The 24,688-nt window shown below is 70.1% G+C and carries 26 protein-coding genes; 10 read left to right on the top strand and 16 right to left on the bottom strand.

Features of this window, described 5'->3' with window-relative positions; genetic code table 11:
• Nucleotides 1–86: 86 nt before the first annotated feature.
• A complete protein-coding gene (locus tag FNH24_RS27635; protein ID WP_152365446.1) occupies nucleotides 87–1,205 on the bottom strand; it encodes an epoxide hydrolase family protein in 1,119 nt (372 codons plus the stop codon).
• Nucleotides 1,206–1,259: 54 nt separating this feature from the next.
• Between FNH24_RS27635 and FNH24_RS27630 the strand changes: the two genes are divergently transcribed.
• Nucleotides 1,260–2,228, top strand: a complete 969-nt coding sequence (locus FNH24_RS27630; protein ID WP_246187097.1) for a helix-turn-helix transcriptional regulator — start codon at nucleotides 1,260–1,262, stop codon at nucleotides 2,226–2,228.
• A gap of 180 nt (nucleotides 2,229–2,408) precedes the next feature.
• Here FNH24_RS27630 and FNH24_RS27625 read toward each other — a convergent pair whose 3' ends face one another.
• On the bottom strand, nucleotides 2,409–3,299 hold the full coding sequence (locus FNH24_RS27625) for a siderophore-interacting protein (protein ID WP_152365445.1): 891 nt from the start codon (nucleotides 3,297–3,299) through the stop codon (nucleotides 2,409–2,411).
• An 82-nt stretch (nucleotides 3,300–3,381) separates the two neighbouring features.
• Between FNH24_RS27625 and FNH24_RS27620 the strand changes: the two genes are divergently transcribed.
• Nucleotides 3,382–4,419: an ABC transporter substrate-binding protein gene (locus FNH24_RS27620; RefSeq protein ID WP_152365444.1), complete on the top strand. Its 1,038-nt coding sequence runs from the start codon at nucleotides 3,382–3,384 to the stop codon at nucleotides 4,417–4,419.
• Here FNH24_RS27620 and FNH24_RS27615 read toward each other — a convergent pair.
• Nucleotides 4,412–5,014 carry a dihydrofolate reductase family protein gene (locus FNH24_RS27615; RefSeq protein WP_152365443.1) on the bottom strand — a complete coding sequence of 201 codons (603 nt, stop codon included), beginning with the start codon at nucleotides 5,012–5,014 and terminating at the stop codon, nucleotides 4,412–4,414. The two genes, FNH24_RS27620 and FNH24_RS27615, sit on opposite strands and share 8 nt — an antisense overlap.
• A gap of 121 nt (nucleotides 5,015–5,135) precedes the next feature.
• Between FNH24_RS27615 and FNH24_RS32530 the strand changes: the two genes are divergently transcribed.
• Nucleotides 5,136–7,742: a helix-turn-helix transcriptional regulator gene (locus tag FNH24_RS32530; RefSeq protein WP_161606346.1), complete on the top strand. Its 2,607-nt coding sequence runs from the start codon at nucleotides 5,136–5,138 to the stop codon at nucleotides 7,740–7,742.
• A 94-nt stretch (nucleotides 7,743–7,836) separates the two neighbouring features.
• On the opposite strand, the gene FNH24_RS27605 is transcribed toward FNH24_RS32530, so the two are convergent.
• Complete coding sequence (locus FNH24_RS27605) at nucleotides 7,837–8,733, bottom strand: transglutaminase-like domain-containing protein (RefSeq protein WP_152365441.1); 897 nt, start codon at nucleotides 8,731–8,733, stop codon at nucleotides 7,837–7,839.
• Between the two features lie 161 nt (nucleotides 8,734–8,894).
• Between FNH24_RS27605 and FNH24_RS27600 the strand changes: the two genes are divergently transcribed.
• Nucleotides 8,895–9,296: an FAD synthase family protein gene (locus FNH24_RS27600; RefSeq protein WP_152365440.1), complete on the top strand. Its 402-nt coding sequence runs from the start codon at nucleotides 8,895–8,897 to the stop codon at nucleotides 9,294–9,296.
• A gap of 402 nt (nucleotides 9,297–9,698) precedes the next feature.
• Here the strand turns inward: FNH24_RS27600 and FNH24_RS27595 are convergent, their stop codons facing one another.
• The 4 genes from FNH24_RS27595 to FNH24_RS27580 all read right to left on the bottom strand — a co-directional run bounded on the left by FNH24_RS27595 (nucleotide 9,699) and on the right by FNH24_RS27580 (nucleotide 12,129).
• Nucleotides 9,699–10,028, bottom strand: coding sequence for a nucleoside triphosphate pyrophosphohydrolase family protein (locus FNH24_RS27595; RefSeq protein ID WP_152365439.1), 330 nt, complete (start codon nucleotides 10,026–10,028; stop codon nucleotides 9,699–9,701).
• 18 nt (nucleotides 10,029–10,046) lie between these two features.
• Nucleotides 10,047–10,802, bottom strand: coding sequence for an SAM-dependent methyltransferase (locus FNH24_RS27590; protein ID WP_152365438.1), 756 nt, complete (start codon nucleotides 10,800–10,802; stop codon nucleotides 10,047–10,049).
• Nucleotides 10,803–10,876: 74 nt separating this feature from the next.
• A complete protein-coding gene (locus FNH24_RS27585) occupies nucleotides 10,877–11,413 on the bottom strand; it encodes a mycothiol transferase (protein WP_152365437.1) in 537 nt (178 codons plus the stop codon).
• An 11-nt stretch (nucleotides 11,414–11,424) separates the two neighbouring features.
• Entirely contained in the window at nucleotides 11,425–12,129 is a 705-nt protein-coding gene (locus FNH24_RS27580; protein WP_152365436.1) for an HAD family hydrolase, read from the bottom strand.
• A 415-nt stretch (nucleotides 12,130–12,544) separates the two neighbouring features.
• Between FNH24_RS27580 and FNH24_RS27575 the strand changes: the two genes are divergently transcribed.
• Complete coding sequence (locus tag FNH24_RS27575; RefSeq protein WP_217428572.1) at nucleotides 12,545–13,090, top strand: DUF6624 domain-containing protein; 546 nt, start codon at nucleotides 12,545–12,547, stop codon at nucleotides 13,088–13,090.
• A 9-nt stretch (nucleotides 13,091–13,099) separates the two neighbouring features.
• Nucleotides 13,100–13,279 carry a hypothetical protein gene (locus FNH24_RS27570; protein ID WP_152365435.1) on the top strand — a complete coding sequence of 60 codons (180 nt, stop codon included), beginning with the start codon at nucleotides 13,100–13,102 and terminating at the stop codon, nucleotides 13,277–13,279.
• Between the two features lie 19 nt (nucleotides 13,280–13,298).
• On the opposite strand, the gene FNH24_RS27565 is transcribed toward FNH24_RS27570, so the two are convergent.
• Genes FNH24_RS27565 through FNH24_RS27550 form a run of 5 tightly spaced genes read right to left on the bottom strand, consistent with a single transcriptional unit; the run spans nucleotide 13,299 to nucleotide 16,747 of the window.
• Nucleotides 13,299–14,441: a DUF2332 domain-containing protein gene (locus tag FNH24_RS27565; protein WP_161606345.1), complete on the bottom strand. Its 1,143-nt coding sequence runs from the start codon at nucleotides 14,439–14,441 to the stop codon at nucleotides 13,299–13,301.
• Between the two features lie 16 nt (nucleotides 14,442–14,457).
• Nucleotides 14,458–15,102, bottom strand: a complete 645-nt coding sequence (locus FNH24_RS31615) for a nucleotidyltransferase domain-containing protein (protein WP_161606344.1) — start codon at nucleotides 15,100–15,102, stop codon at nucleotides 14,458–14,460.
• Between the two features lie 53 nt (nucleotides 15,103–15,155).
• Entirely contained in the window at nucleotides 15,156–15,596 is a 441-nt protein-coding gene (locus FNH24_RS27560) for a VOC family protein (RefSeq protein WP_246187096.1), read from the bottom strand.
• Nucleotides 15,597–15,651: 55 nt separating this feature from the next.
• On the bottom strand, nucleotides 15,652–16,188 hold the full coding sequence (locus FNH24_RS27555; RefSeq protein ID WP_152365433.1) for a GrpB family protein: 537 nt from the start codon (nucleotides 16,186–16,188) through the stop codon (nucleotides 15,652–15,654).
• A complete protein-coding gene (locus FNH24_RS27550) occupies nucleotides 16,178–16,747 on the bottom strand; it encodes a GNAT family N-acetyltransferase (protein ID WP_152365432.1) in 570 nt (189 codons plus the stop codon). Before FNH24_RS27550 ends, FNH24_RS27555 begins: the two co-directional genes overlap by 11 nt.
• Nucleotides 16,748–16,891: 144 nt before the next feature.
• Between FNH24_RS27550 and FNH24_RS27545 the strand changes: the two genes are divergently transcribed.
• A complete protein-coding gene (locus tag FNH24_RS27545) occupies nucleotides 16,892–17,539 on the top strand; it encodes a class I SAM-dependent methyltransferase (protein ID WP_175047926.1) in 648 nt (215 codons plus the stop codon).
• A gap of 34 nt (nucleotides 17,540–17,573) precedes the next feature.
• Nucleotides 17,574–18,401, top strand: coding sequence for a hypothetical protein (locus tag FNH24_RS27540; RefSeq protein ID WP_152365431.1), 828 nt, complete (start codon nucleotides 17,574–17,576; stop codon nucleotides 18,399–18,401).
• Between the two features lie 90 nt (nucleotides 18,402–18,491).
• Here the strand turns inward: FNH24_RS27540 and FNH24_RS27535 are convergent, their stop codons facing one another.
• The 3 genes from FNH24_RS27535 to FNH24_RS27525 all read right to left on the bottom strand — a co-directional run bounded on the left by FNH24_RS27535 (nucleotide 18,492) and on the right by FNH24_RS27525 (nucleotide 22,807).
• The gene (locus FNH24_RS27535) at nucleotides 18,492–19,196 is read right to left on the bottom strand and encodes a DedA family protein (protein WP_152365430.1); all 705 of its coding nucleotides are present in this window, start codon (nucleotides 19,194–19,196) and stop codon (nucleotides 18,492–18,494) included.
• Between the two features lie 178 nt (nucleotides 19,197–19,374).
• Nucleotides 19,375–21,678, bottom strand: coding sequence for an asparagine synthase-related protein (locus FNH24_RS27530; RefSeq protein ID WP_152365429.1), 2,304 nt, complete (start codon nucleotides 21,676–21,678; stop codon nucleotides 19,375–19,377).
• 88 nt (nucleotides 21,679–21,766) lie between these two features.
• On the bottom strand, nucleotides 21,767–22,807 hold the full coding sequence (locus FNH24_RS27525; RefSeq protein ID WP_161606343.1) for a phosphotransferase: 1,041 nt from the start codon (nucleotides 22,805–22,807) through the stop codon (nucleotides 21,767–21,769).
• A gap of 205 nt (nucleotides 22,808–23,012) precedes the next feature.
• Between FNH24_RS27525 and FNH24_RS27520 the strand changes: the two genes are divergently transcribed.
• Together FNH24_RS27520 and FNH24_RS27515 are read left to right on the top strand one after the other, a co-directional pair.
• Nucleotides 23,013–23,909: a phosphotransferase family protein gene (locus tag FNH24_RS27520; protein WP_161606342.1), complete on the top strand. Its 897-nt coding sequence runs from the start codon at nucleotides 23,013–23,015 to the stop codon at nucleotides 23,907–23,909.
• 113 nt (nucleotides 23,910–24,022) lie between these two features.
• The gene (locus FNH24_RS27515) at nucleotides 24,023–24,685 is read left to right on the top strand and encodes a pentapeptide repeat-containing protein (RefSeq protein ID WP_161606341.1); all 663 of its coding nucleotides are present in this window, start codon (nucleotides 24,023–24,025) and stop codon (nucleotides 24,683–24,685) included.
• Nucleotides 24,686–24,688: the final 3 nt, after the last annotated feature.

Below are 24,688 nucleotides of genomic sequence, written 5' to 3'. Positions count from 1 at the left end.
ACCGTCGTCCGTCTTCCGGCCTACCATGATCATGGACGGCACGAGCCCGCCGGGACCACTCTCCCGGCGGGCTCGCCCGTCGTGTGTCAGCCGGCGAAGAAGGTCCGGATGTCGGCGGCCACGTCGGCCGGGCGCTCCAGGGCGGCGAAGTGGCCGCCCTCGGGGTAGGTGGCCCAGTGCTCGATCGCCGAGTTGTCCCGCTCGGCGAAGGCGCGGATGGTCTGGAAGTCCGAGGCGAAGACGGCGATCCCGGTCCGGGCCTGGTTGACCTGCGGCTCGGCGCCGGCCCGAGCCTCCTCGTAGTAGAACCGGGCGGCGGTCGCGCCGGTGTTGGTCAGCCAGTAGAGCGAGACCTGGGTCAGCAGCTGGTCCTTGGTGACCAGGCTGGTGCCGTTGCCGAAGGACTCGAACAGTTCCGAGTACGCCAGCTGGGCGACCGGGGAATCGGCCAGGGCGGCGCCGATGGTCTGCGGCCGGGCGGCGTTCATCCCGTTGTAGCCGCCGACCGACTGGAACCACTGCATGAACTCCAGCGCCGCGTAGTCGGCCGGACCGAGGTTCTCGAACTCGGCCGGATCCCCGCTCGGGAAGGAGAACAGCTGCAGCACATGCAGGCCGAGGAAGCCCTCCGGCTTGAGCAGCCCGAGCTCGCGGGCGACCATCGCGCCGGCGTCGCTGCCGTGCACCCCGTACGACTCGTAGCCGAGCTCGCGCATCAGCGTGTCGAAGGTCTTGGCCACCCGGGCCAGGGTCCAGCCGCCGTCGACCAGCGGGGTGCTGAAGCCGAAGCCGGGGATCGACGGCACCACCACCGAGACGGCGTCCTCGGCCTTGCCGCCGTGCGCCTCGGGGTCGACCAGCGGGCCGATCACGTCGAGGAAGTCGGCGAACGAGCCCGGGTAGGTGTGCACCAGCAAGACCGGCTTCGCGCCCTCGACCGCGGACGGGACGTGCAGGTAGTGGATCGTCTGGCCGTCGATCTCGGTCAGGTACTGCGGGAATTCGTTCAGCCGCTTCTCCTGTGCCGACCAGTCGAACTCGTCGCGCCAGTAGGCGACGGTCTCGGCCAGGTAGTGGTTCGGGGTGCCGTAGGACCAATCATCGCCAGGCGCGGCCTGCGGCAGCCGGGTCCGCTCGAGCCGGGCCTGGAGGTCGTCGAGGTCGGTCTGCGGGATCTGGACGGTGAACGGAGTGTGGTTCGTCATGAGCACTACTCTGGATCCTCATCAGGCACGTTTCGTTCCTGTTTGAAGAAAAAGATGCTGGAGGATTTCGTGGCCGACACGGCGGGCCGGTTGCTGGCCCTACTCGGCCTGCTCCAGGCCAAGCCGGACTGGACGGGTCCGGAGCTCGCGCAGCGGCTGAAGGTCAGCGAACGGACGGTCCGCAACGACATCGCTCGGCTGCGCGACCTGGACTATCCGGTCGATGCGGTCCGGGGCTCGACCGGGCATTACCGGCTCGGCGCCGGCGGCAAGCTGCCGCCGCTGCTGCTGGACGACGCCGAGGCCGTCGCCGTCGCGCTCGGGTTGAGGGCCGCCACCGGGGTCGGCGGCACGGAAGAGGCGAGCGCCCGGGCCCTGGCCAAGTTGGAGCAGGTGCTGCCCAACCGGCTGAAGCGGCGGGTCACCGCGATCCACCAGGCGACCAGCCAGGGCCCCCGGAACACCGACACGGCCGATCCCGATCCGGAGGTTGATGCCGACCTGCTGACCACCCTGGCCGCGGCGATCCGGGACCGGGAACTGGTCCGCTTCGACTACCCGGGCACCGAGCTGCCGCTCACCGTTGAGCCGTACCGGCTGGTCGCCTGGCAGGGCCGCTGGTATCTGGTCGGCCGCGAGTCGGGCCGCTGGCGTACGTTTCGGGCGGACTGGATCGAGCCACGGATGGCCACCGGCCGGCGCTTCGCCCCGGTGCCCCTGCCGGGCGGCGACTACACCGCCTTCGTGCTGCGCGACGTCGCCGCCACCGGCTGGAAGGTGCACGTCCGGATCATGGTGCTGGCACCGGCCGCGACCGTGCTGGCCCGGATCAATCCCGCCGTCGGGCTGGTCGAGGAGATCGACGACGAGCGTTGCGTGCTGGTCACCGGCGCCGACAGCGTCGAGACCGTCTCGGTCTACATCGGCATGCTCGGCCTGGACTTCCGCGTCACCGACCCGCCCGAACTGGTTGATCAACTCCGCACCGTCGCCCATCGCTATCTCCGTGCGATCGGCGAATGATCTTCGCCTGTTCCGTTCCCTGAGCCTGTCGAAGGGCGCCTGTTCCGTTCCCTGAGCGTGTCGAAGGGCGCCTGTTCCGTTCCCTGAGCTTGTCGAAGGGCGAGACCAGGTGATCGCGTGGCAGCCGGTGCCGATGATCATGGGCCTGCCCTTCGACAGGCTCAGGGAACGGAACAAGGGTCAGAGGCCGGCGCGTTCCAGCGCTTCGTCGTAGAGTGCGCGGGCCTCGTTCTTGTTGCTGCCAACGGAATTGGCATGCGCCAGGGCCGACTTCATCTCGTCCCGTACGACATCGAAGCGGGCCAGCCACTCCTCCTTGCGCACCCGCCAGTAGCCGAGGATCTCGAACCGGCTCGCCGGCCAGCCCAGCTCACCGCGGACGTACTTGCGGACCGTCCGCGAGGCCGACGCCTCGCCGGCGAACCACAGATAGCCGGGCCCGTCGGGCAGCGGGAAGGCCCGGACCGCGGCCGGCAGCGCGCTCTCGGTGCGGCCGTGACCGGTCCCGTGCAGCCATTGGTACGTGACGTCGCCGCGGGTCTCGAAGCGCTGCTCGTCGGCCGGATCGATCACCTCGATGATCACGTGCGCCCGGGCCCCGGGCGGCAGCTCCTCGACGATCCGGCCGGCCGCGGGCAGTGCGGTCATGTCGGCCACCAGCAGTTGCCAGCCCGCGTCCACCGGCGGCCCGTACCAGCCGTCGGCGCCGGTCATCCCGACCCGGTCGCCGACCGCGGCGGCCAGCGCCCACTGGGCCGCGACGCCGCCCTCGTGCACCACGAAGTCGATGATCATCTCGGCCGCAACCGGATCCCAACGCCGCACCGTGTAGCTGCGCATCGGCGGCCGGGTCGCGTCGTCCGGGTAGCCGTAGATTCCGTTGCTCAGCGTCGGTCTCGGCGGTCGATCGGTGCCCGGCAGCGGGAAGATCACCGACAGCCGCTCGTCGGCCTGCCCGCTGCTGACGAAGCGGCCAAGATCAACTCCGCCGAACCGGATCCGGACCATGTTCGGCGTCAGCCGTTCGGCGCCGGTCACGATCGCTTCGTGGAACTGGGCGTGCCTGCTCATGGATCCCCCTCGACTGATAACTAAGGCTAGCCTATCCTGCTGTCGCGGGCCAGGACGTCCGTGCCGGTCCGGAGAGGCTTCGATGATCACCACCCGACCTGCCCCGAGCCTGATCGACGTCGAGTCCCGCTGGCACGAGCTCGTCGCTCAGCTGACCCGGCGCGGGTTCCTCACCACGGCCGCCGGCGCCGCACTGCTCACCGGCTGCCGCCAGGGCGACGCCGGGCCGGCCGGCCCGTCGGCCGGGACGACGCTCACCGCGGAAACCCCGTACGGAACCTTCCAGGTGCCCAGCGCTCCGGAACGACTGGTCGTCCTGGAGGGCCGGCAGGATCTGGAGGTCTCACTGGTGCTGGAGTTGCCGCGGCCGGTCGGCCTGGGCAGCAACGCCTTCGGCGCTGGGGACACGATCGCTCCGTACCTCGACTTCGACCCGGCCGGCATCACGATCATCCCCGGCGGCGAGACTGACGTGGAAGCCGTGCTGGCGCTGCGGCCGGATCTGATCATCGGCCGGGCGATGAACCTTGATCAGGTCAAGGACGGGCTGGCCCCGTTCGCACCGCTGATCCCGGTCGAGATCGACCGGCTGGACTGGCGCACCGGCCTGCTGGACGCCGGTCGCTGGACCGGTCGGAGTGCCCAGGCCGACCGGGCGATCGCCGACTATGAGACCGCCCTGGCCGACTTCCGGGCCAAGCACTCGGCGGTCGGCACGGCCGTGGCCGCTGTGATCCAGGCCGGCAACGAGGGCACCTTCTCCTCGTCCAACGCCGACGGCTTCTACCTGCCGGCGCGGACCCATCGTGATCTTGGTGGCCGCTACCTGCCCTTCCTGGACGAGGCCAAGCAGGGTGCGGGTCCGTACGGACCGGACGGGGCCTACGTCAAGTTCAGCACCGAGGAGCTGGACCGGCTGGCCCCGGCCGACGTGATCATGGTCGTTGCCAACACGCCACAGATCCGGGCCGAGCTGGAGCAGGATCAACTGTGGCAGCGACTGCCCGCGGTCCGCGCCGGCCGGGTCGGCTACACCGACTCCCGGCTCAACTCCGGCTCGGTCCTGGCCGCCCACGAATGCCTCCGCCTCTGGGACCCCCTCTACTCCCGCCTCACCTGAGCCGGTCGTAGATCAGGTTCAGCGCGCCGGTGTCGGTGCTGCTGACATCGGACAGCCCCCAGGACGTGGAGGCGAAGCCGTCCTCGAACATCCGCACCCCGCCACCGGACAGTTCCGGGCAGAGCATCACCATCAACCGGTCCACCTCGTCGGCCGCGAGCAGGGCCCGGATCAGGCTCAGGCTGTTGTTGATCATGATGTCGCCGCCCGGCTGTTGCCGCAGCTCGCGGATGATCTTGGCCGGGTCGTCGTTGACGATCCGCGCGTTGTTCCAGTCCGTCTCGGTCTGGGTGGTGGAGAAGATCACCTTCTCGACCCGCTCGATCCACTGCCCGTACGCCCGGTCCCGCGGATCGGCGTTCTCGTCCTGGCCGACCGGCACCCAGTAGCCACGGAAGCCCTCCGCGTTGCGCCGGCCGAGCACGGCGGTGGTGCCGTTGACCACCCGGGTCATGATGTCGCGGGCCTGGTCGCTCACCGCGTGGCGGGCCACCCAGCCCATGTCGGTCGGTCCGCCCGGCCCGGTGACGTAGCCGTCCAGCGACATGCTGAAGTTGGCGACGACGGTCCGGTCGGCGGTCTGCTGCTCGGTCATCTCGGTGATCCTCTCCTGGTTTCCTGCGCTGTTCGGCAGTGATTCGATCCTGGTGGCGCACGGACCGGGCTACATCTGCCAGGTGGCCGATCTTCCCGGCGGGGATGGCAGACTCCCAGCCATGACGGTCGGTCTTCCGGGGGAGCTGTCCTCGTTCGTCGGCCGGGCCACCGAGCTGGAGGCCGTCGGCCGGGCCCTGGCCGCCGCCCGGCTGCTGACGCTGGCCGGGCCCGGTGGCTGTGGCAAGACCCGGCTGGCGATCCGGGCCGCTCGGCAGGCCGGCCTCGCCGACACGATCTGGGTCGACTTGTCGGAGGAGACGTCCAGCGACGATGTGGTGCCGCGGGTCGCCGAAGCGGTCGCCACCCCGAGGTCGAAGAGCGATCCGGCCGCCGTGGTCGCCGCGCTGAGTGATCGGCCGGCCCTGATCGTGATCGACAACTGCGAGCAGGTGCGCGGGGCAGTCGCGGACTTCGCCGAGTCGGCGCTGCGCCACTGCCCCGACCTGACCATCCTGGCCACCAGCCGGGAGCCGCTCGGCCTGCCCGGCGAGCGGGTTTGGCGACTGCCGCCGATGATCTTGGAGGAGTCGATCGAGCTGTTCCTCGACCGGGCTGGCACCGCCTCGGTGTCACCGGAGGCACGCGTCGCCGCACGACGGATCTGTGATCATCTCGACCGGCTTCCGCTGGCTTTGGAGCTCGCAGCGTCGTGGTCGGAAACCCTTGCCCTGCAGGAGATCGCGGAACTGTTGATCAACGAGTCGGGCCATCCCTTGCTCGGCGGGGCCGGGCGGAGCGCGCCGTTCCGGCAGCGCACCCTGGCCGACTCGATCGAGTGGAGTCATCGGCTGCTCACCGCCGACGAACAGCTCCTGCTGCGCCGGCTGGCACCGTTCCAGCAATTCGGCCTCGACGCCGTACGGATGCTGGCCGACGGGCAGGCGGAAGATCAACTGCGAGCGCTGAAGGGCTTGATCGACAAGTCGCTGGTGGTCTGTGACACCAGCGGACCACGGTCCCGGCATCACCTGCTGCGGGTGGTCGGCGAGTTCGCTCTGGCCCGGCTCCGCGAGGCCGGCGAGGAGGAGGCGCTGCGGCACCGGCACGCCCGGATCCAGCTCGACCTGCTGACCGGCCTCGAGCCGTTGCTGTCCACCGACAAGGACGCCTGGCGGGAGCGAGTACGCGAGTTCCGCTCCGACCTGGCCTCGGCGGCGGAGTGGTGCCTGGCCGGCGGCGATCCCGACCTCGGTCGGCGGCTCTGCGCGGCGGCGGGCTGGTGGTGGCATCTGACCGGCGACCGAGCCGGCTATGGCCTGCTCCGGCGCGCCGCGGCGATGGAGCCGGACCGCGACCTGGCCCTGCAGGCCCGGGTCCTGGTCGCCTTGTCCCTGGTCGCCGACATGGTGCAGCCCGACGCCGAGTCCGCGGCGGCGGAGCAGGGGCTGGAGCTGAGCCTGGCGGCCGGCGACCTGGCGACCGCGCGGCTGGCCCGGTTGCAGGTGGCGATCGGCCGGCTCGGCTCCGACCTCGACGACGCCCGGGAACTGGCGTTGCGCTGCCATGACGAAGCCGTGGCGCACGACGACAGCCTGGCCCGCGACGGCGGCGGGACGCTGGTCGGGCTGGTGGCCGCCCTGCACGACGCCCACGCCGAAGCAATCGACTGGCTCGGCCGTTCGACCCCCGGCCTGCTCGCCCGCGGTGACCGCGGCATCGCCGGCACCGGGCTGTGCGCCCTGGCCCTCAGCCACGCCGCCGTCGGCGACCTGGCCCGGGCCGAGGACACCGCTCGGCACGGGTTGCGGGTCACCGAACCGCTGCAGGACTTCGGCCGGGTCGGCGTCGCGACCTGGGGGCTGGCTCGGATCCTCGCCTTCCGCGGCGACCTGGTCGAGGCCGAGGCCCGGCTGGCCGGACTGCAGCGGCTGATCGATCGCGCCGGCGAAGAGCCGTACATTCCCGGCTGGTACGCAACCCGGGCCCGGGTCGCGCTGTGGAGCGGTGACGCCGAGGCGGCCGTGCGCTGGTGCGACCGGGACCGCTTCGGCCACACCCCCGACCTGCACCTGGCGGAGGCCGCCGCGCGCCGGGCCCTCGGCCAGGTCACGGCGGCGGCCACCCTGCTCGATCGGGCCGCGGCCTCCCCGATCCTCGAGTCCATGCCGGCGATCCGCGCCGATCACCTGGCCGAACGCGCCCGGCTCCGCGCCGCGTCCGACCCGATCGGCGCCACAGCGACCCACCGCGAGGCCCTTCGGCTGCGCTGGGAGCACGGCCTGGTCCTCGACACCATCGACAGCCTCGAATCCCTGGCCGCCCTGGCCGGCTCCCCCGAGCGGGCCGCCATCCTCTACGGTGCCGCCGATCGGGCGCGCCGGGACACCGGCTTCCGGGCCGGACCGCCCGACCTTCCCGCCGGTCCCGAGTTCGCCGTCGGGCTCGACCGGGGCCGGGCCCTCGGTCTGGACCAGGCGGTCGACCGGGCGCTCCGGGCGCGGGGCCGGGCCGACCGCCCGGCCGATGGTTGGGCCAGCCTCACGCCGGCCGAACGATCCGTGGTCGAGCTGGCGGTCCGGGGGCTGAGCAATCCCGAGATCGCCGCCGCACTGTTCATCGGCCGGGGCACGGTGAAGACCCACCTCGCCCACGTGTACGCCAAGCTCGGCATCGCCAACCGGACCGAGCTGGCGCGCAGCGCCGCCACCGCCGGGCTCGCCTCCTGAGCCCTGGAATCCGACCACCAGTCGCCGGTCGGAGCGCCGGAAGGCGGCGTGTCGCCCGGCGGACGCCGACTGGCGGTCGAATTCCAGGGCGCGCTCATCGCGCCGGTTCCGGCCGGACCGGTGGGCCGCCCGCCAGGTCAACGGTCACCGGCGGGTCGCCGTACGGCGAGAACCGGACCACCGTGTCCGTCGGCCGCAGCCGCGGATCCTCGCGGAACCGTCGCTCCAGCTGCTCCTCGGCCTCGGCGTCGCCGCCGTCCGCCTCGATCAGCAGCCGGGCCAGCTCGTCGGCCAGCTCGTCGTCGATCCCTTCCCCGACGCCGTCCCAGAGCAGCAGCTCGTTGCCGTAGCGGTGATTGACCTCCTGCACCACGTACAACCGGACGAAGCCCGGCCCGGAGAACTCGGAGTCGGGCATGACGCCATAGCGGGTGGCGTCGATCCGGCCGGCCCGATAGCCGGTCCAGACCTCGGCCGCGGTCTCGAACGGCGTCCCCTCACCGGTCGGTAGGTCGCGCACGTCGAACGCGTGATTCTCCTGCGTCAGCTCGGGATCCGCCCGCTGCCAGCGGGTGCCGTTCCACCACTCGGCGACGACGTGATCATGGTGGTAGCCAGCCTCGAAGTAGCCGGCGAAGCCGACCCGGGTCCGGGCCGGAACACCTTGCTCGCGCAGCATCGCCACCGTCAGCAGGGAATGATCACGGCAGCAGCCGGCCACCCGGTCGCCCGGTGGCCGCGGCCCGGCCAGCGGGCCCGGATGCCGTTCTTGATCAAGGTCGAGAATGACCGAGACCCAGCGGGAATGGATCTCGTCGCGGCGATCGTCGCGCAGCAGCGAAGCCTCGCCGCGATAGTGGAACACGAGGTTGCGCGCGACCGCACAGACCTCGTCGATGCCGTCCGGCTCGCGCAGCAGCGCGGCGTGCCGGCCCGGATCGCTGTAGGCGGAGTGAGCCGCGAAGCGTTCGGGTGAGAGAGAAGTGCTCATGGCCCGATCCTGCGCCCTGACACGGTGTCAGAGTCCAATCCCCGGTCCGCTCGGCGACGTCATCGGGCCGTCGCGCGGTATTCGCGTAGAGTTGAGCGGACGTTTACGAAAGCGAAGCGTTTGCGAGAGCGAAGGCGTACACGAAAGCGAAGGGCGTTTCCATGGCGGGCACAACAGTGATCACGTTCGGCACATTCGACGTGTTCCACGTCGGTCACGTACGGGTGCTCAACCGGGCCGCCGAGTTCGGCGACCGGTTGCTGGTCGGCGTCTCGTCGGATCAGCTGAACCAAGCCAAGAAGGGTCGGCGGCCGGTGTTCACCCAGGACGAGCGGATGGAGATCATCTCCAACGTGAAGTCCGTCCACGGGGTGTTCCTGGAGGAGAGCCTCGAGCTGAAGCGGCAGTACGTCGAGGAGCACGGGGCCGACATCCTGGTGATGGGCGACGACTGGTCGGGCAAGTTCGATCATCTCAACGACATCTGCAAGGTCGTCTATCTGCCCCGGACGCCGTCGGTCTCGACCACGGCGATCATCGAGCACATCACCACCATCGCCTGACCGGCGGTTCATCCCCAGGCCGCTGTGCACGACGTGTGGACAGCCGCCTGAAACGGTGGGTAAACGGCCGGTTCCTGTGGATCAACCGGTGGATGACGGATCGCCGGAAAATTCTTGCTCAGAAGGGTTGCGGACCCCTTGCGGCGGGTGTAGAACTTACTCACCGGAAGCCGCAAGGCCCCGGGATCAGAAGAGGGAAGTGTTCAAACGGAGGGCCTCGGCCCGCCGCGTCGGGGGTGACGAACCGCGGGACACGGAAGACTTCTGATGATCAGTCAGCGTCACATGGCCGATCACCCAGTAGGCCCCGGTCCAACTCATACTTGGACCGGGGCCTACACCTATTTTCACACATTTGATCATGATCACCAAGGGTCGTGCGGCAGTCCCTACCCCATCGGTTCAGCGACGATCTCCGGAACCGCCGATCACCGCGCGCCGCTGCCGGTCCGCGAGTTTGTCGACGTTGCGTTGCGCGACGTCATCGAGCGACAACCCCAGGTAGTTCGCCAGCACCGCCGCGTACCACAGGACGTCGCCGAGTTCGGCGGCCAGATCGTCGCGGTCGAGCTTGGTCAGGTCGCTGTTCTCGTCCCGGATCCACTTCTTGACCTTCTCGGCGATCTCGCCCGACTCACCGACCAGGCCGAGGACCAGGTGCAGAAACTCGTCCTTGGCCTCCGGATCGCGGGCCGTGCGCAGGGCCGCACGCTGGTAGTCGTCGCATTCCATGGAGCCAAGGTATCGAGGTCAGCGTCGCTGACGACCGACCACATGCACCAGGCCGAGCGCCGGCGGGGTGGTGCCACCCAACTCCCGGTACGCGGTGATCACCGATCGCATCGGAGACTCCCCGCCGACCGCCTCGTCCCAGCGCGACCACAGGTCCAGGCTGTCCGGCGGCACCCACGCCTTGACGTCGACCAGCCCGCCGGTCATCGCCGTGTGTTTCGCCCACCACTCGGCCGGATGCCAGGTCAGCACCTCGAACCCGGCCACGTCGGCGAGCACCGGCAGCGGATCGATCAGGTACGGGTCGTCGCGCAACGACGGCGTGGCGAAGCCCAGCACCCCACCCGGCTTGAGGGCGGCGACCAGCCGGCGCAGGAAGTAGACGTCGGAGCCGAAGTATTCCCACGCGTCCAGGCTGACGATCGCGTCATAGCCCGCCTCCGGCAGTTCAACGGTACGGACATCGCCGTGCAGCGGGGTGACCAGATCGTCGACGCCGGCCGCCCGATAGTTCGCGGCGGCCTCCTCGGCCGGGATCCACAGGTCGAGCGCGTCGACCGTGACGCCGGCCTCGCGGGCCAGGAACACCGCGGTCGCGCCGCGCCCGGGCCCGATGTCGAGCACCCGCTGACCCGGCCGAAGCCCGAGCTCGTCCCATAGCTCTTCCAACTGCCACAAGGGATTCGGGCCCATGTCCAGCGACAGCAACCATTCGGGGTCGTACGTCGACGATCGCGGAAACCGTTCCGGCAGGGACAACAACTCGGGCCGCAAGACTTCACTCCGTTCGCCAGGATCGATGCGGTCCGAGTCTGGTCTCTCAAGCCGTCCCGGACAACCAGATTTCGTCAGGGCGGGCCGTTGCCGACCAGTCCGTCGATCGCTTCCCGAATGATCGAGGCGTGGCCGGTGTGCAGCAGGTTCTCCTCCAGGATGTCGGTGAGGGCGCGGCGGCGGTTCACGATGTAGTCGTCGCCGCCCCAGGGCAGGGTGACGTCGAGCCCGTCGTTGTTGATCATGGTGGCCCAGGTGCGGCGGGACCGTTCAATGGTGGCGTACCAGGTCGCGTAGAGCTCCTCCGGATCGTCGGTGACCGCCGAATCGAAGTCCCAGCGCGGATTCGCGATCCAGTCGACCTTGCCCCACGGCGTCTCGTAGGAGGGGCCGACGGCTCGGGCGGTCCAGCCCGACTCGACTCCGGTCAGGTGCTTGATCAGTCCGGCCAGGGTCAGCTTCGACGGTGGGTGGCGGCGCCGCAGTTGCTCGGCGTCGAGCCCGCCGGTCTTCCACGCGAACTCGCGATGAACCCGGTCGAGGGCGAAGAGCATCAGCTCCCCCTCGCTTCCGTTCGGACAGTCGTCCAAGCGGATGTCGCGATAGTCCATCCGGTCCACTCCTAGTCGGTGAAGGCGGCGACCAGTTCGGCCGGTTCCATTATCGCCGGAAATCCTTGCCCACGTTGGACATCGCGGTCGCGCCGCTCGGCCGGCCACTGATCAAGGAACCACCGGGCCCGATGGGCGGTCAAGCCGACGGCCGTCGCGCCGGCGAGCTCGTCACTGCCCCCGTCACCGACGAACGCGGCCCGATCCGGAACGACTCCGAGCCCGCGACAGGCCCGCAGATAGATCGCCGGATCCGGCTTCGCACAACCAACTCGACAGGAGAACGCGACCTCGTCGAACCGAGCCGCCAAGGGACTGGCGGACCAGGCCGCGACCTCCTCGACCGCGCAGTTGCTGACCAGCCCGATCCTGAGGCCGCCCGCCCGAAGTTGATCAAGGGCACGCAGGATGCCGAGGTCGACGGTGGTCAACGACCTGGCCTTGGCTGCCAGGCGTTCGGCGTACAGGTCTTCGATGATCTTGCCGCGCCTTCTGTCGACCTGCACTCCCGCGGCGGCGCAGCTCTCCCGCAGGACGTCGCGGAAATCCAGCTCCCGTGTCATCCGCGCGGCATGGCGCGCCCGCCACACGCGAGCGAAGGCCTCCGCCGGCAGGCCGAGCCGCTCGGCCGGCGACGCCGGCGGTCGCCAGTCGGGATCGAACTCCGTCACCAAAGTCTCGAACAGATCGAACAGAACCGCTTCACATCGTGCCATCGCTCCCAAACTCTAGCCTCGATCGTTCGTGATCTTGGTGGCGCCAGGTTCGGCCGGTCAACCGGAACGTTCGTCCTGAAGCGGTAGGCGGGATGTTCGGGGTGCACCGTCACAAATCGGGGGCGCAACCTGGTCCCACCCGGCGATTTCCGGTCCCGCGAGGCGTTGCGCCCCCGATTTGTGCCAGTGCGCCAGCCCGGCCTGCCGACCACCCCCTCATCAAGGTCCACGACCGATCAGCTGAACCCCGGCGGACGTGACATCGCGGCAACCCGGCTCCGAGACCGACCTCGGCTGGATGCGCAACCCAGCCGTAGCCCCGGAACCCCGAACCCGAACCCGAACCCGAACCCGAACCAAGATCATGAACCAAGATCATGAACGATCGGGGCACTCGCTGCTGCAGACTTTGGAGATGGGAAACGACTCGATGAAGGGCCGGGACGAAGTCGTCTCGGATCCCGAGCTGGCCGCCGAACTCGCGCGTCGGCTCGGGCTCGATCAAGAGGTGCGGACCGGTTGGCCTGCGGGCCTCGACGAGGCCAGGCTGGAATCGGTCGACGCCGACAACCGGACGTGGCTCGCGGCGGTGATCGCCGAGCACGGTTGGCCCGGAGCCTCGCTGGTCGGCGTCGCCGGCGCCCACGCGGCCTGGCTGTTGGCGCAGCACGCCGACCAGGATCCGGAGTTCCAGCGCGACTGTCTGGCGCTGCTGCGTCAGGCCTGCGACGCGGGCGAGGCGACCCGTGCCGATCTTGCCTACCTCGACGATCGGGTCAGGACGGCCGCCGGCGAACCCCAGCGCTACGGCACCCAGGGGCGGGTTGATCATGAAGGCCGCTGGACACCCGGGCCGATCGAGGCACCGGACGAGCTCGACGAACGACGGCGTTCGGTCGGCCTCGAACCGTTCGAGGACTACCGCAGATCGGTCCAGGCAGTCGTCGACGGGCCGGAGTAGGCTCAACCGATGGCGGCGACCCACCCGAATCACGACCTGCTGCACCTGCAGCGGGGCGTCGGCGTCGTGATCTGGACGATCGCGCTGGTCGCCTTGATCGCCGTGGTCGTCCTGCCCACCCTGGCCGCCCGACTGACGTTGCCCGAAGAGGGCTGGAACCAGCCCGAGGTCGAGCAGGTGCTGGGGTGAGGAGTCCCGGCGCGGACGGTCAGTAGAGGCCCTCCGCCGCGGCCCAGGCGAAGTCGTCATCGTCGGTCCGGGCGGGAGCGACCCAGCGCAGGTACGGGTCGGCGAGGGCGAGGACGTCCTCCTCCTGATCACCATCGCCGCGGAAGCTCACGCCGACCGCGCAGACGGCGGCGGCCTTCGCCAGCGGCCCCGCGAGCCCGGGGGTGCTGACGCCGGAACCGGCGACCAGGGCCGCGGACTCGGCGAACACCCAGGCGACGCGGCGGTGCCGGGCGGCCAACTCCAACTGTTCGACGAAGGCGTGGCTCTGGACGGCGGACAGATAGCTCAGCAGCGTCGCCGTGAACACGAGCACCGGTTCGTCGCCCGGCAGTTCGGTGATCAACGCGGCGGTGTCGGTGAGGGCGTCGCCGCGGACGAGTGCGAGCTCCGAATCGCTGGCCCGGAAGGTGCTGATCGCCGCCCGCAACGTCGCCAGCTCGGACCGGTGTTCGGGCCAGACGAAGGCCTCCAGCCAGCGGCGTGCTTCCTCGTCGGCAAGATCAACGGGCGCCTGGTCCAGGCCCAGTCGCCGCAAGATCATCGGGCTCGGCCGATCAGCCCACGCCAGGCGATCCGCCGGTCCGCGCAGTTCGGTGGCGATCACGACGTCGGAGTCGGGTCCGTCGAGTTCGCGCCCGCCGATGCGGTACGTGTAGCGGTCGAAGAACAGGTTGAGCCCCGCACTCGTCCCGACCTCGACCAGGTGCACCGCTCCCGGCCAGCGCGCGGCCAGCCGGCTCAGGCCCCACCGCAGCGCGACACACCGCCGGACCTCATTGGTCTGGGTGGATCGATGAGCCAGCACTTCCGCCAGTGCGGCGCGATGCTCCCGACAGAAGTCGGCGAACATCGGATAGAGCTCCTCGTCGACTCCTTGATCACCACCGTGGATCGGGTAGTAGCGCCGCAGCGGGGCATCCGGATCTCGGGCCAGCAGCCAGTTGACCGAGGCGAACAGCAGACTCGGCCGACGCTGTGCCGGCGGCGCGATCATGACCAGCTGCAGGAGTTGATCATCGTCGGCGACTCGGGTGGCCAGCTCCTGGTAGACGGCGGATCGCCCCCGGCACTGCGTGGTCGAGAAGAAGCGGAAGAGGTTTCGGAGATCCTCGACGGTCACCGTCAGGACTCTACGCTCACAGCCGGCGCAGCCAGTCGTGGTCCGGTTGATCGGCCGCGATGGCGTGCCGTAGCCAACTGCGTTGCGATCGGGACAGTGTCGGCAGCAGCGCCAGGAAATCCGCCTCGTCGTGCGGCCGCCGGGCCGGCCGCGGGTCGGTCCGCCAGCGGGGCGGGATCGCCTTGTAGTAGACGATGATCGCCGCGGAGACCACCGGTAGGTCACCCCAGGCGGCCTCGCCGCGGCACGCCGACCGGGGCAGCGTGATCCGCGGTTCGGTGGCGAGGACCCACTCGTCGCCGGCCAGCTCGCAGATCTGGATGTCCAGTTCCGTGCCGGCCATGGTCGGGGTGTTGGCATGGATGTGAGCGGGTGGCTCGAGCCGGCGCCCGTCCCACTGATCGGGGCAGTCGCCGGCTACGGCGTTGTCGTGACCGAGCAGCTGCCACCCCTCCAGGTGGGACCGCAGGGTTGCCTGATCGTGTTGCCAGACCACAAGATCAACATCGAGATGATCGCGGGTCTGCCGGCCCAGCAGCAGGTCGGTTGCCCAGCCGCCGCACACGTACCACTCACGGTCATAGCCGGCGAACCGCTCGGCCGCACGCACGAGGGGAGCGGGCAGCGGCAGCGACGGACCGGGATCAAGATCAGCTGTCATCTCCGGAGCATCACCTACCGCCGGCCGAGAGACAACGGAGTTTCCGACGTCGGCTACTGGACCAGCAGGCAGAACGGATGGCCGGCGGGATCCGCCAGCACGTACAACGGTTCGCCCCCATCCTGCGACCGGTCGAACAGGACGGCGGCGCCGAGACCGATCGCGCGATCCCGATGCCGTTCCAGCTCCGCCACCGTCGGCACCCGGAAGTCCAGGTGCAGTTGCATCGGCACCTCCTCCGACGGCCAAGTCGGTGGCGTCGTGTCCGCCTTCTCCTGCACGGCCAGCACGCGACGCCCGTCGGCGTCGACCAGGACCAGCCAGTCGGCCTCGTCCACCGACCCGTCGGTGGGCGGCTCGTCGCCCGGCCGGTAGCGCACCCCCAGCAGCTCCCGGTAGAACTCGGCCAGCCCTCGGCAGTCCCGGGCGTCGAGGGCGGTGTGCAGAAGTACGGGATAGCCGGACACGAGACCTCCAGGTCGCTGCTCGATCATGATTCCTCCCAGCACGGTACGTCAGCGGGCAATGATCATGAAGCCTTGATCGTCGTCAGATCCTGGTCCGCGCGGCGGCCCAGTCCCGTGCCTCGCGGGCCAGGGACCGCATGATCGCCAGCTTCTCGTCGCTGTAGTCCGCACGGCTGCCGGGATGGACGATCGCCGCCGCCCGCTTCACCCTCCCGTAGCGATCGGCGGCGTCCGGCCGGGCGATCAGATAGTCGCGGAAATCCCGGTTCCATTGGGGGTGCGGCGATCGGGGATGAAACAGATGGAGGTTCTCCGCCCGCCGACCGTCCCGGTTGCGCCCGAAGCACCGGTGATCGGGATCGTCGGTGAAATACCGCGGAATGGCGAAGAATCCCAGGGATGCCAGGGCTCCGTCGGTCTCCCCCGCCGGCCGGTCGGTCACCGCCAGGATGTCGATGATCGGCTTCGCCGCGAGTCGCGGCACGCTGGTGGAACCGAAGTGCTCGATCGTCACGTCGTCGGGAAGCACAGCGACGAGTTCACCGCGAGCCCGCGCGAACCGTTGGGGCCACTCCGGGGTCCAGTCGACCACCTCGACGAGATTCCGTTCAGCGGTCACGGTTCAGCGGCTCCGACTCGGAGACCGGGGTGGCCAGTCGTCGTGCTCGCGCCGCGCGAAGGGCGGCCAGGCGATCTTGCCGGGTGGACGGCGACTCGGCCAGCGCGCGGCCGGTCAGGCTCTTGCGCAGCACCGTGCCGCGGCCGGAATAGCCGTTCGCCTCATAGAACGCCCTCGCCGCCCGCTCGATGCCGAGGAAGATCGATGATCCTCCCAGGCCGGTCGCGACCTGCTCGAAGTCTCCCAGCAGGCGGGAGGCGATCCCGCGGCGACGATGGGCCGGATCGACGGCGAGGGCCTGCAGCTTCACACCACTCGGGCCGTCCCGGAAGCCGAGAGCGGCGCCGCGGAACGCCTCGTCCGCGTCCACCGCCACCAGCATCAGAGCTTGATCATCATTGAACCGCTCGAGCAGCCGTTCGAGCCGGAAGTCCCCGTCCCCGCCGACATCGGCCGCGAACAACGGTGCCAGGAAGGCGAAGACGGCTCGGAGCTCGGCCTCGTCGGCCACCCGTCGGATCGAGTGGACGTCCGCGGGACCGTCGGCGGTGCGCGTCACCCGGTGATCGTCGCACCCCCGCAGCACTCGGACCAGCCCTTTTCCTGCCTACGGATCGCCGACGGCTGGGTTCGGCACCGGTGGACAACCGCCGCGAGTCATGATCAACTCGTCCCGACCTCGGAAACGGGAGGCGTCACTGTCATGACCGAGCCGACGACGGACCCGGACGGTGATCGGGCGCCGACGCTGCACGAGCGGCTGACCGGGCGGCCCTGGGACACGTCGTACCAGGACGGTCCGGCACCGTGGGACACCGGCCGGCCACAGCCCGCCGTGGTCCGGCTCGCCGCTCGCGGCGCCTTCACCGGCCGGGTGCTCGACGCCGGCTGCGGAACCGGGGAGAACGCGCTGCACCTGGCGTCACTCGGGTTGTCGACGGTCGGTGTCGACGTGGCGGAGACCGCCCTGGCCGAGGCGCGGCGGAAGGCGGCCGAGCGTCGGCTCGACGCCACGTTCCTGATCGCCGACGCACTCCGACTCGATCTTGATCACACCTTCGACTCGGTGCTGGACTGCGGGCTCTTCCACACGTTCGATGATCAGGAGCGGCTGCTCTATGTGGCGAGCCTGACCGCGGTCACCGTACCCGGCGCCACCCTGCACCTGCTCTGCTTCAGCGACGCCGAGCCGGGCACCGGCGGCCCGCGCCGGGTGAGTCGGGACGAGCTGCGCGGCACCTTCGGCCCGGGATCGGGCTGGCAGGTCGACACCATCGAGGCCGACCGGTTCGAGACGAGATTCCACCCGGACGGCGCCGCTGCCTGGGTCGCGTCCATCCGGCACGGCTGACCTGCAGACCGGATCGGGCTGACACAATCGGGCCGTGGACTTCTCCGAGATAGCCGCCGAGCTGTACGCGGGCGCGCCCGAGGAGTTCGTCGCCCGGCGCAAGGAGCTGGCCGATCAGGCCAAGAAGGCCGGCGAGAAGGAGCTGGCCAAGCAGGTGATGGCGTTGCGCAAGCCGACCAAGTCGGCCTGGCTGGTCAACCTGCTGGCCCATCATGAGCCCGACCGGATCGAGTCCTGGCTCGAGCTCGGTGTCGCCATGACCGAGGCGCAGCAGAACCTGCAGGGTGATCAACTGCGCGAGCTCAACACCCAGCGCTCGACCGCCGCGCGCCAGCTGTCCCGCCGGGCGGCCGAGCTCGCCACCGAGGCCGGCCAGAGCACCACGGACTCCGCCCTGCAGGAGGTGTCGTCGACCCTGCAGGCCGCCTGGACCGATCCCGAGTTCGCCGAACTGCTGCGCAACGGCTGGGTCCACCAGGTCGTCGCCTACGGCGGGTTCGGCCCGCTCTCCCTCACCGCCGTGCCGCCGGCCGCGCGGGAGAAGAGCGCCCCGGCGGAGTCGAAGGACGAGACCGCCAAGCCGACGACGAAGAATCCGGCCGACCGGAAGAAGGCCGAGCAGGAGCGGGCCGAACGCGAGCGGGCCGAGAAGGAACAGGCCGAACGGGCGGCCCTGCAGGCCGAGCTCGACGAGGCGAACGGCGAACTGGAGGCGGCCTCGGCCGTGCTGACCGAGCTCCGCGAGCGACAGAGCGCGCTGACCGAGGAGCTGAAGCAGGTCACCGCCGACGAGCGGAGCCAGGCCAAGACCGTCGCCGAGATCCGCGCCCGGGTCACCGCGCTGCACCGCCGTACATCCTGAGCCCGCACCGGCGTAGGTCCTGAACACCGAAACGCCACCCCGGCCGGCGATCCGGCTGAGGTGGCGTTCGCTGCCGCGGCAGCTGCCGGCTCAGGACTCAAGCGGCTTGGCGATCGCCGGCACGGCATCCCGCGTCTCGGGCGAACCCTTGCTGCTCGACTCCGTGACGTCGGACTCGGCCTCGACCTCGTTGAACCGGACCTGGCGCCCGGTCACCCGGCCGACGATCTTGTCGATCACGAAGCCGATGATCATGGCCGCGACGATGGCGATGCCGGCCCCGAGCAGCGGGTTGTCCTTCACCCAGTGACCGGCCAGCGCACCGATCGCGATCGAGTAGACGGCCCAGGAGGTGCCGGCCAGGATGCTCAGTGGGAAGAACCGCTTCCAGGAGAAGCCGGTGGCGCCGGCGGTCATGTTCACCGCGACCCGGCCGACCGGGATGTAGCGGGCGGTCAAGATCAACAACGCGCCGCGGTGCTGCAGCTGCCGGCGGGCGAAGTCGAAGACCTTGGCCACCTTCGGCCGCCGCATCCAGGCGAACCGGCCGACGCCGAGCTTCCGTCCCATCCAGAAGGCGATGTTGTCGCCGGCGATCGCGCCGATCGCGGCCACCACCGCCACCCCGATCACCCACGGCTGACCGGTCGCGACACCGACCGCCGCCAGCGCCACGACGACCGATTCACTGGGCACCGGCGGGAAGAACCCGTCGATGCAGGCCACCAGCACCACCAGCAGGTAGATCCACGGGGAACCAGCGGCGCCCAAGATGAAATCGGTCAGCGTCTCCATGTCAACTATCCAACGCAAAACCGCCGGTCAGCACATTGAGGCAGTCACCCGGATCGTTGTCGGGTTAGCCCTACCCGGAGAGGTGGCCCAGGGATTGCCCTGAGCACCGCGATCGAGCCGTCACTTGTGCACCGACACGCCGCCAAAACCGGTGCACAAGTGCCGGGTCGGCGGGTTGTCAGGGGCGTTCGAAGACGATGGCTAGGGGGGTTTGTTGGCTGCCTTGGCCGAGGGGGTTGTCGGCGAACATCTCTTCGTACTTCTTCGGCTCGCCGGGGACGTCCTGACCGAGGGCGTTGCGGCCAAGATCATTCGCGTCCATCACGACGGTGCCGCCGAAGGTGCTCGCGTACGGCTCCGGCAGGATCGGCCGGATCGCGGCGGTGAGGGCCGCGGCGACCTGGTCCGGGTCCTTCGGCGGCAGCTTGGCCGACACGTTCGACGGGTACGCGGAGTATTCGGTCGGCCCGTCGATCGCCCGCACGTTGTTGCCGACCAGGTCGTAGAAGACGCCGCGCTTCCCGGCCAGCTTGCCGACCACGCTGCCCGCGGAGGCGAACAGGATCCGCGGCAGTCCGGCCTCTCCGATCGCCAGCTGCATGGTGAACGGCGAGCCGAGGCCGATTCCGGTCGGGGTCCGGACGACGAACCGGGACAGCACCCGCGCCGCCCAGCTCACCTTGATGTCCCAGACGAACATGGACCGGCCCTGGGTGATGGCGACGATCTTCTCGCTGATGAAGAAATACCAGCGGCCGGTGGTCGCGGCGAGATGATCTTGCTCGTCGGTGCCGGTCAGCGTCTCGAAGAACTCGCCCACCCGGCTGACTGCCCGGCTGGTCAGGTCGTCACTGGCGCTGAACAGTTCGGTCCGCAGCGGGTAGCGCCGGACCGACGTCCCGTCCGGCAGCACCAGGTCGAGCGCCTTGCCGTCGTTGGCCTCGAGGTCGGTCTTGATCCTGACCTCCGGCGCCGGCTGCGCCGCGTCGAAGAACTCCCGGCACCACAGCTCGACGTTGAGGATGCGCCAGAAGACGGCGGCGGCGGAGCTGTTCGGCCGCTTGATGAACGCCTCGAACGCCTCCACCACGGCGGTCTGATCGAAGTAGCCGCGGTTGGCGAACGACTCGCTCATGAACACGTCGTACACGGTGTTCTTGATCCGCATCAGCCAGTCGGCCTGCGGCGGCTCGGCCGCCCCCTGCCGGGTCCCGCCGAGCAGCGCGCCGAGCGTCTCGTCGTCGTGGCCGAGCAGCCAACGGACGGTGTCCAGCTCGAGGTACGGCAGCGCGAACCGGGTGCCGAACCGGCCGGCGGTCTTGGCCAGCGAGCGCAGCCGGTACGGCAGCGAGGTCGTGGTCAGGGCGTCCACCCGGAGCAGCGTCGCCTCGGCGGCGAGCGGCGCCGGGCCCTCGTCGGAGTAGCGGGACCGCAGCTCGTCCGACAGCAGGCTGATCGCCAGCTCGGGCCGTCGGCCACCGGCCGCCCGGGTGACCGTACGCACGCCGCCCCGGACCGCCGAACCGACCAACCGGACCGCGCCCGCCACGGGATTCGATGCCGGGTCGGCGCCGAGCAGCAGCTGGGCCGCGCCCTCGGCACCGATCAGGGTGTTGTAGTCCGCGCCGTCCTGGGCCAGCCGGTAGTGCAGGTAGGCGGCCGCCGAGCCGGTCGGCTCCTCCTCGACCCGGATGAAGTCGGACCAGTCGGCCTTGAACTGGTCGGCCGTCAGCCGGATCCGGCCGGGCTGGGCCTCGACGGCCGCCTCGGTGTGGTCGGGATATTCCGGCACCAGCGTGCGGTCGGCCAACCCGGACAGGGCAGTCGAGCCAGGCCCGGTCGGGATCACAGCCACGGGCTGCTCCGGCGTACCGAGAGAATCCTGCAACCGGCGCCGCAACTCCGCCGCCGGATCCGGATCGCCCGGCCGCGCACCCAGGGCCCGCAGCAGTTCGGACTTGGTCCGCAGGAACGCCTGCCGCCGGACCCCGCTCGGCTCGGCGATCAACGCCTCGCCCGGCAGCACCCGCTCGACGCCCTCGAAGAAGGTCGCCGGCTCGTCGTCCAGCGCGCCGGTGGACAGATAGCGGTGCACCACCCGCGCGGACGGCGTCGGCACCGGTCCGTCGGCCAGCACGGCTGCGATGGTCGAGCCGAACCGGATCCGGTGCCCGTCGGCCTCGCGCCGGAAGTAGAGCTGCTCCACCCCGAGCGGATCCCGCGCCAGCACCAGCCGGTCGGCGTCCAGCACCGCCAGCGCGAACGTCCCGGCGAGGCGACGGAAGCCGTCGATCCCCCAGATCCGGTACGCCTGCAACGCCAGCGTGGCGTCGTCGGCGCCGGCCTCCGGCGCGGCATCGGCGTCGGCCTGCTGCATCGCGGCCACGAGCTCGGCCGTCCCCCGCAGCCGGCCGCTGAACTCGATCGTTCCGTCCGACGACGTCAGCTCGGCGCAGTGGTACGAACCGGCCAACGCGATCATGCGATATGTCCTTCTTCAGGGGTGGTGTTCCGGCCCGGGTTTGCCCGGGGAGCCGGACGATCCTATCCAAGCGTCCGGCTGCTCGACCTTAACGCGGCCCGGCGTGGGCGACCCATTCCGAGGTGAGCTCGGAACCACACAGGAGTGAATTCAGGTAGCCGACTTTGCCCTCGATCATCTCCTCCGGCAGGTACGCCAGCAGCCGGTGCCAGGAGTTGTAACGATGCAGACGGCCGATCACCATCGACGGGCCGATCAGCCGACGCAGCTCCGGCAGCGGCGCCAGGTCGGCCCACCGATCGAGATAGGCGTCGATCAGCCGGACGATCCGCCGGTCGTCCTCGGCGCAGTTCCACTCCCGGCTCAGCGCCACCACCGTCACGTGCAGCGAACCGAACGGATGGCTCCACACGGCGTCACCGAAATCGAAGAACCGCAGTGCCTCGCCCGCCGGCGCCGCGAACGTGTTGCTCTGGTGCAGGTCGTTGTGCTGCACGGTCGACGGGAGCGGAAGCTCCGCCAGGCACTCGGCCGCGCCCTGGATCACCGACCGGTGCCGGGCCGCACGATCCTTCAGCCCGGCGTCGGCGTGCAGCGGGTGATCGGCGGGTAACTCGGCAAGCGTCGCCACCTGGCGGTCGACGTGGTCGGGGGTGTCGGCCGGCTCCAGCTCGGGCAGCCCGGTGTCGAGCAGAGCGTCGCGATGGTCGCCGAGGATCCGCTGCAGGTCGGCGTACTCGGTCAGGATCCGGGTGAAGGTCCGTTCGTCCGTCGCGCCGGCCTCCCGCACGGTGCGGCCGCCGTGTGGGCCCAGCATCCAGCCGCGGCCGGGCTCGACGGCAACCGGGACGATCACCCGCTCCGGTGCCAGCCGCGCGATCTCGGCGACCAGTTCGGCCTCGAACCGCATGGCCGGGTTGTTCTCCTTGAACCAGTACGGGCCGCGGTCGGTCGGCACCTTGAGCTGAGTCGACCAGGGCCGCACCCGCGGCTGCTCGATCGGTCCGGTGATCACGATGCCGGCTTCGGCCAGCCGCTCGCCGATCCAGGCCTCGGCCGCCGCGCGCCACTCCGCGCTCGTCCATTCCCGCGTCAGATCGACCCGTCCGACCCAGACGTCTGAACCCATCCCCGCATCCTGACACCCCGCCCAAACCGCCGACCCGGCACTTGTGCACGCGTTTTGGCGGCGTGTCGGAGCACAAGTGACGGCTCGATCACTGCCGTGGGGTGGAGCTTGACGGGACCGATAGCCTGTCTCCCCTGGTGGAATGCGATCCGCGATCGCCGATGTCAGTGGGGTGAAATCCGACCCGACGACATCTGGAGGAACGATGAGTTCAGATCCCGCGAAGATCCCGCCGCCCATCCCCCGGCTCGACCCGGCCAGGCTGGTCAGCGCGCTGGCGGCCGAGCATGGCATCACCCTCGAACTGGTCGGCGCCGCCGCCGGCGGTGAGGTCGGCGCCGCGTACGTGCGCTGGCCCGACGGCCGCGAGAGTGTGCTGACCAGCGTCGGCGACGACAGCGACGAGTGGGGCGAGCGGTTGCGGCGGACCGCGACGGTGCTGGAGTTGGCGCGGGCCAGGGGTGTTCCGGTCCCGCGCTACGACCTGGTCGTGCCGGTCGACGGGACCCACGTGGTGATCCAGGAACGGCTGGCCGGCACACCACCGGCCCGTCCGGACGCCCGGCTGGTGGACCGGATGATCATGGTGACCGAGGACTGGACCGGTCTGCTGGCCGACTTCGACGCCGAGCCCGCCTCGCTCCACCTCGCCGAGAGCGGACCGGGATTCTGTCTGCACGAATCCCTGGCCCACTACGACGACCGGACCCGACGGCTGCTCGAGCGGGTCGAGGAGATCGGCCGGTCCGGTCCGGGCGTGATCACCGGCGACGACCTGGTGCACCTGGACTATCACCTGGGCAATGTCCTGGTCGACGACGACGGCGTGATCACCGGCGTGATCGACTGGGACGGCTCGGCCCGCGGCGACCGCTGGTTCGCGCTGACCGTGCTGTCATTCGACCTGTCCGGTCGGCACGCCGACGCCGCACTGGTGCGCCGGGTGGAGGAGCTGATCATGAGCGCCGTGCCGGCCGACACGCTGCGCGGCTACCGCGCCCACCTCGCTCTGCGGCAGGTGGACTGGATGATCCGGCACCACGGGCCGGGAGCCGTCGACCACTGGCTGGCGATCGCAAACGACCGGCTCGGGAGCGACTGACCGACGGGCGGTGTCCGGGATCGACCCGACGTCGACCGATGGGGCCCGACATGGGCCCCCATCGCCTCACGTCGGGTCGATTCCGGTCAGTCCCTCCGCGTACGGTGATCGCCATGGAGCCGAAAGAGCCGAAGCCGCCCAAGATCAGCAAGGTCACGCTGGGCGAGCTGACCACCCCGGATCACCGGGACGTGCTGGATGGCGACATGCGGGAGGGTGAGCGTTACGTCCGGGCCGACTTCACCGACCGTGACCTGGACGCGGCTTCGTTCACCGGCTGCGAGTTCGACCAGGTGCAGCTGATGGGCGCCAATCTGCGCGGGGCCCACTTCACCGGCGGGCGCTGGTCCGACGTGGACGCGCCGGTGCTCCGCGGCCCACGGTCGTCCTGGCGGAGGATGATCATCGCGCGGTCGCGGATCGGCTCGGCGGAGCTGTACGAGTCCAATTGGCGCGACGTGACGATCACCGACAGCAAGCTCGGCTATCTCAATCTGCGCGGCTCGGAGTGGCGGGACGTGATCATCTCCGACTGCGGCATCGACGAGCTCGACCTGAACGACGCGACCGTGACCCGGCTCGCCTTCCGCAACTGCCAGGTCGGCACCCTCGGCCTGAACGGCGCCAAGCTGACCGACGTCGACCTGCGCGGAGCCGACCTCGCCACGATCAACGGCCTGGCCGGGATCGCCGGCGCGACGATCAGCGACCTGCAGCTGATGCGGATGGGGCCGCTGCTCGCCCGGCACCTGCAACTCAATGTGATCGACGACTAGCCC

This window comes from Microlunatus speluncae, from assembly GCF_009299835.1.
GTDB classification, from domain to species: domain Bacteria; phylum Actinomycetota; class Actinomycetes; order Propionibacteriales; family Propionibacteriaceae; genus Microlunatus; species Microlunatus speluncae.
Note: the sequence above shows the minus strand (reverse complement) of the source record. Positions and strands in the feature narration are given on the sequence as shown.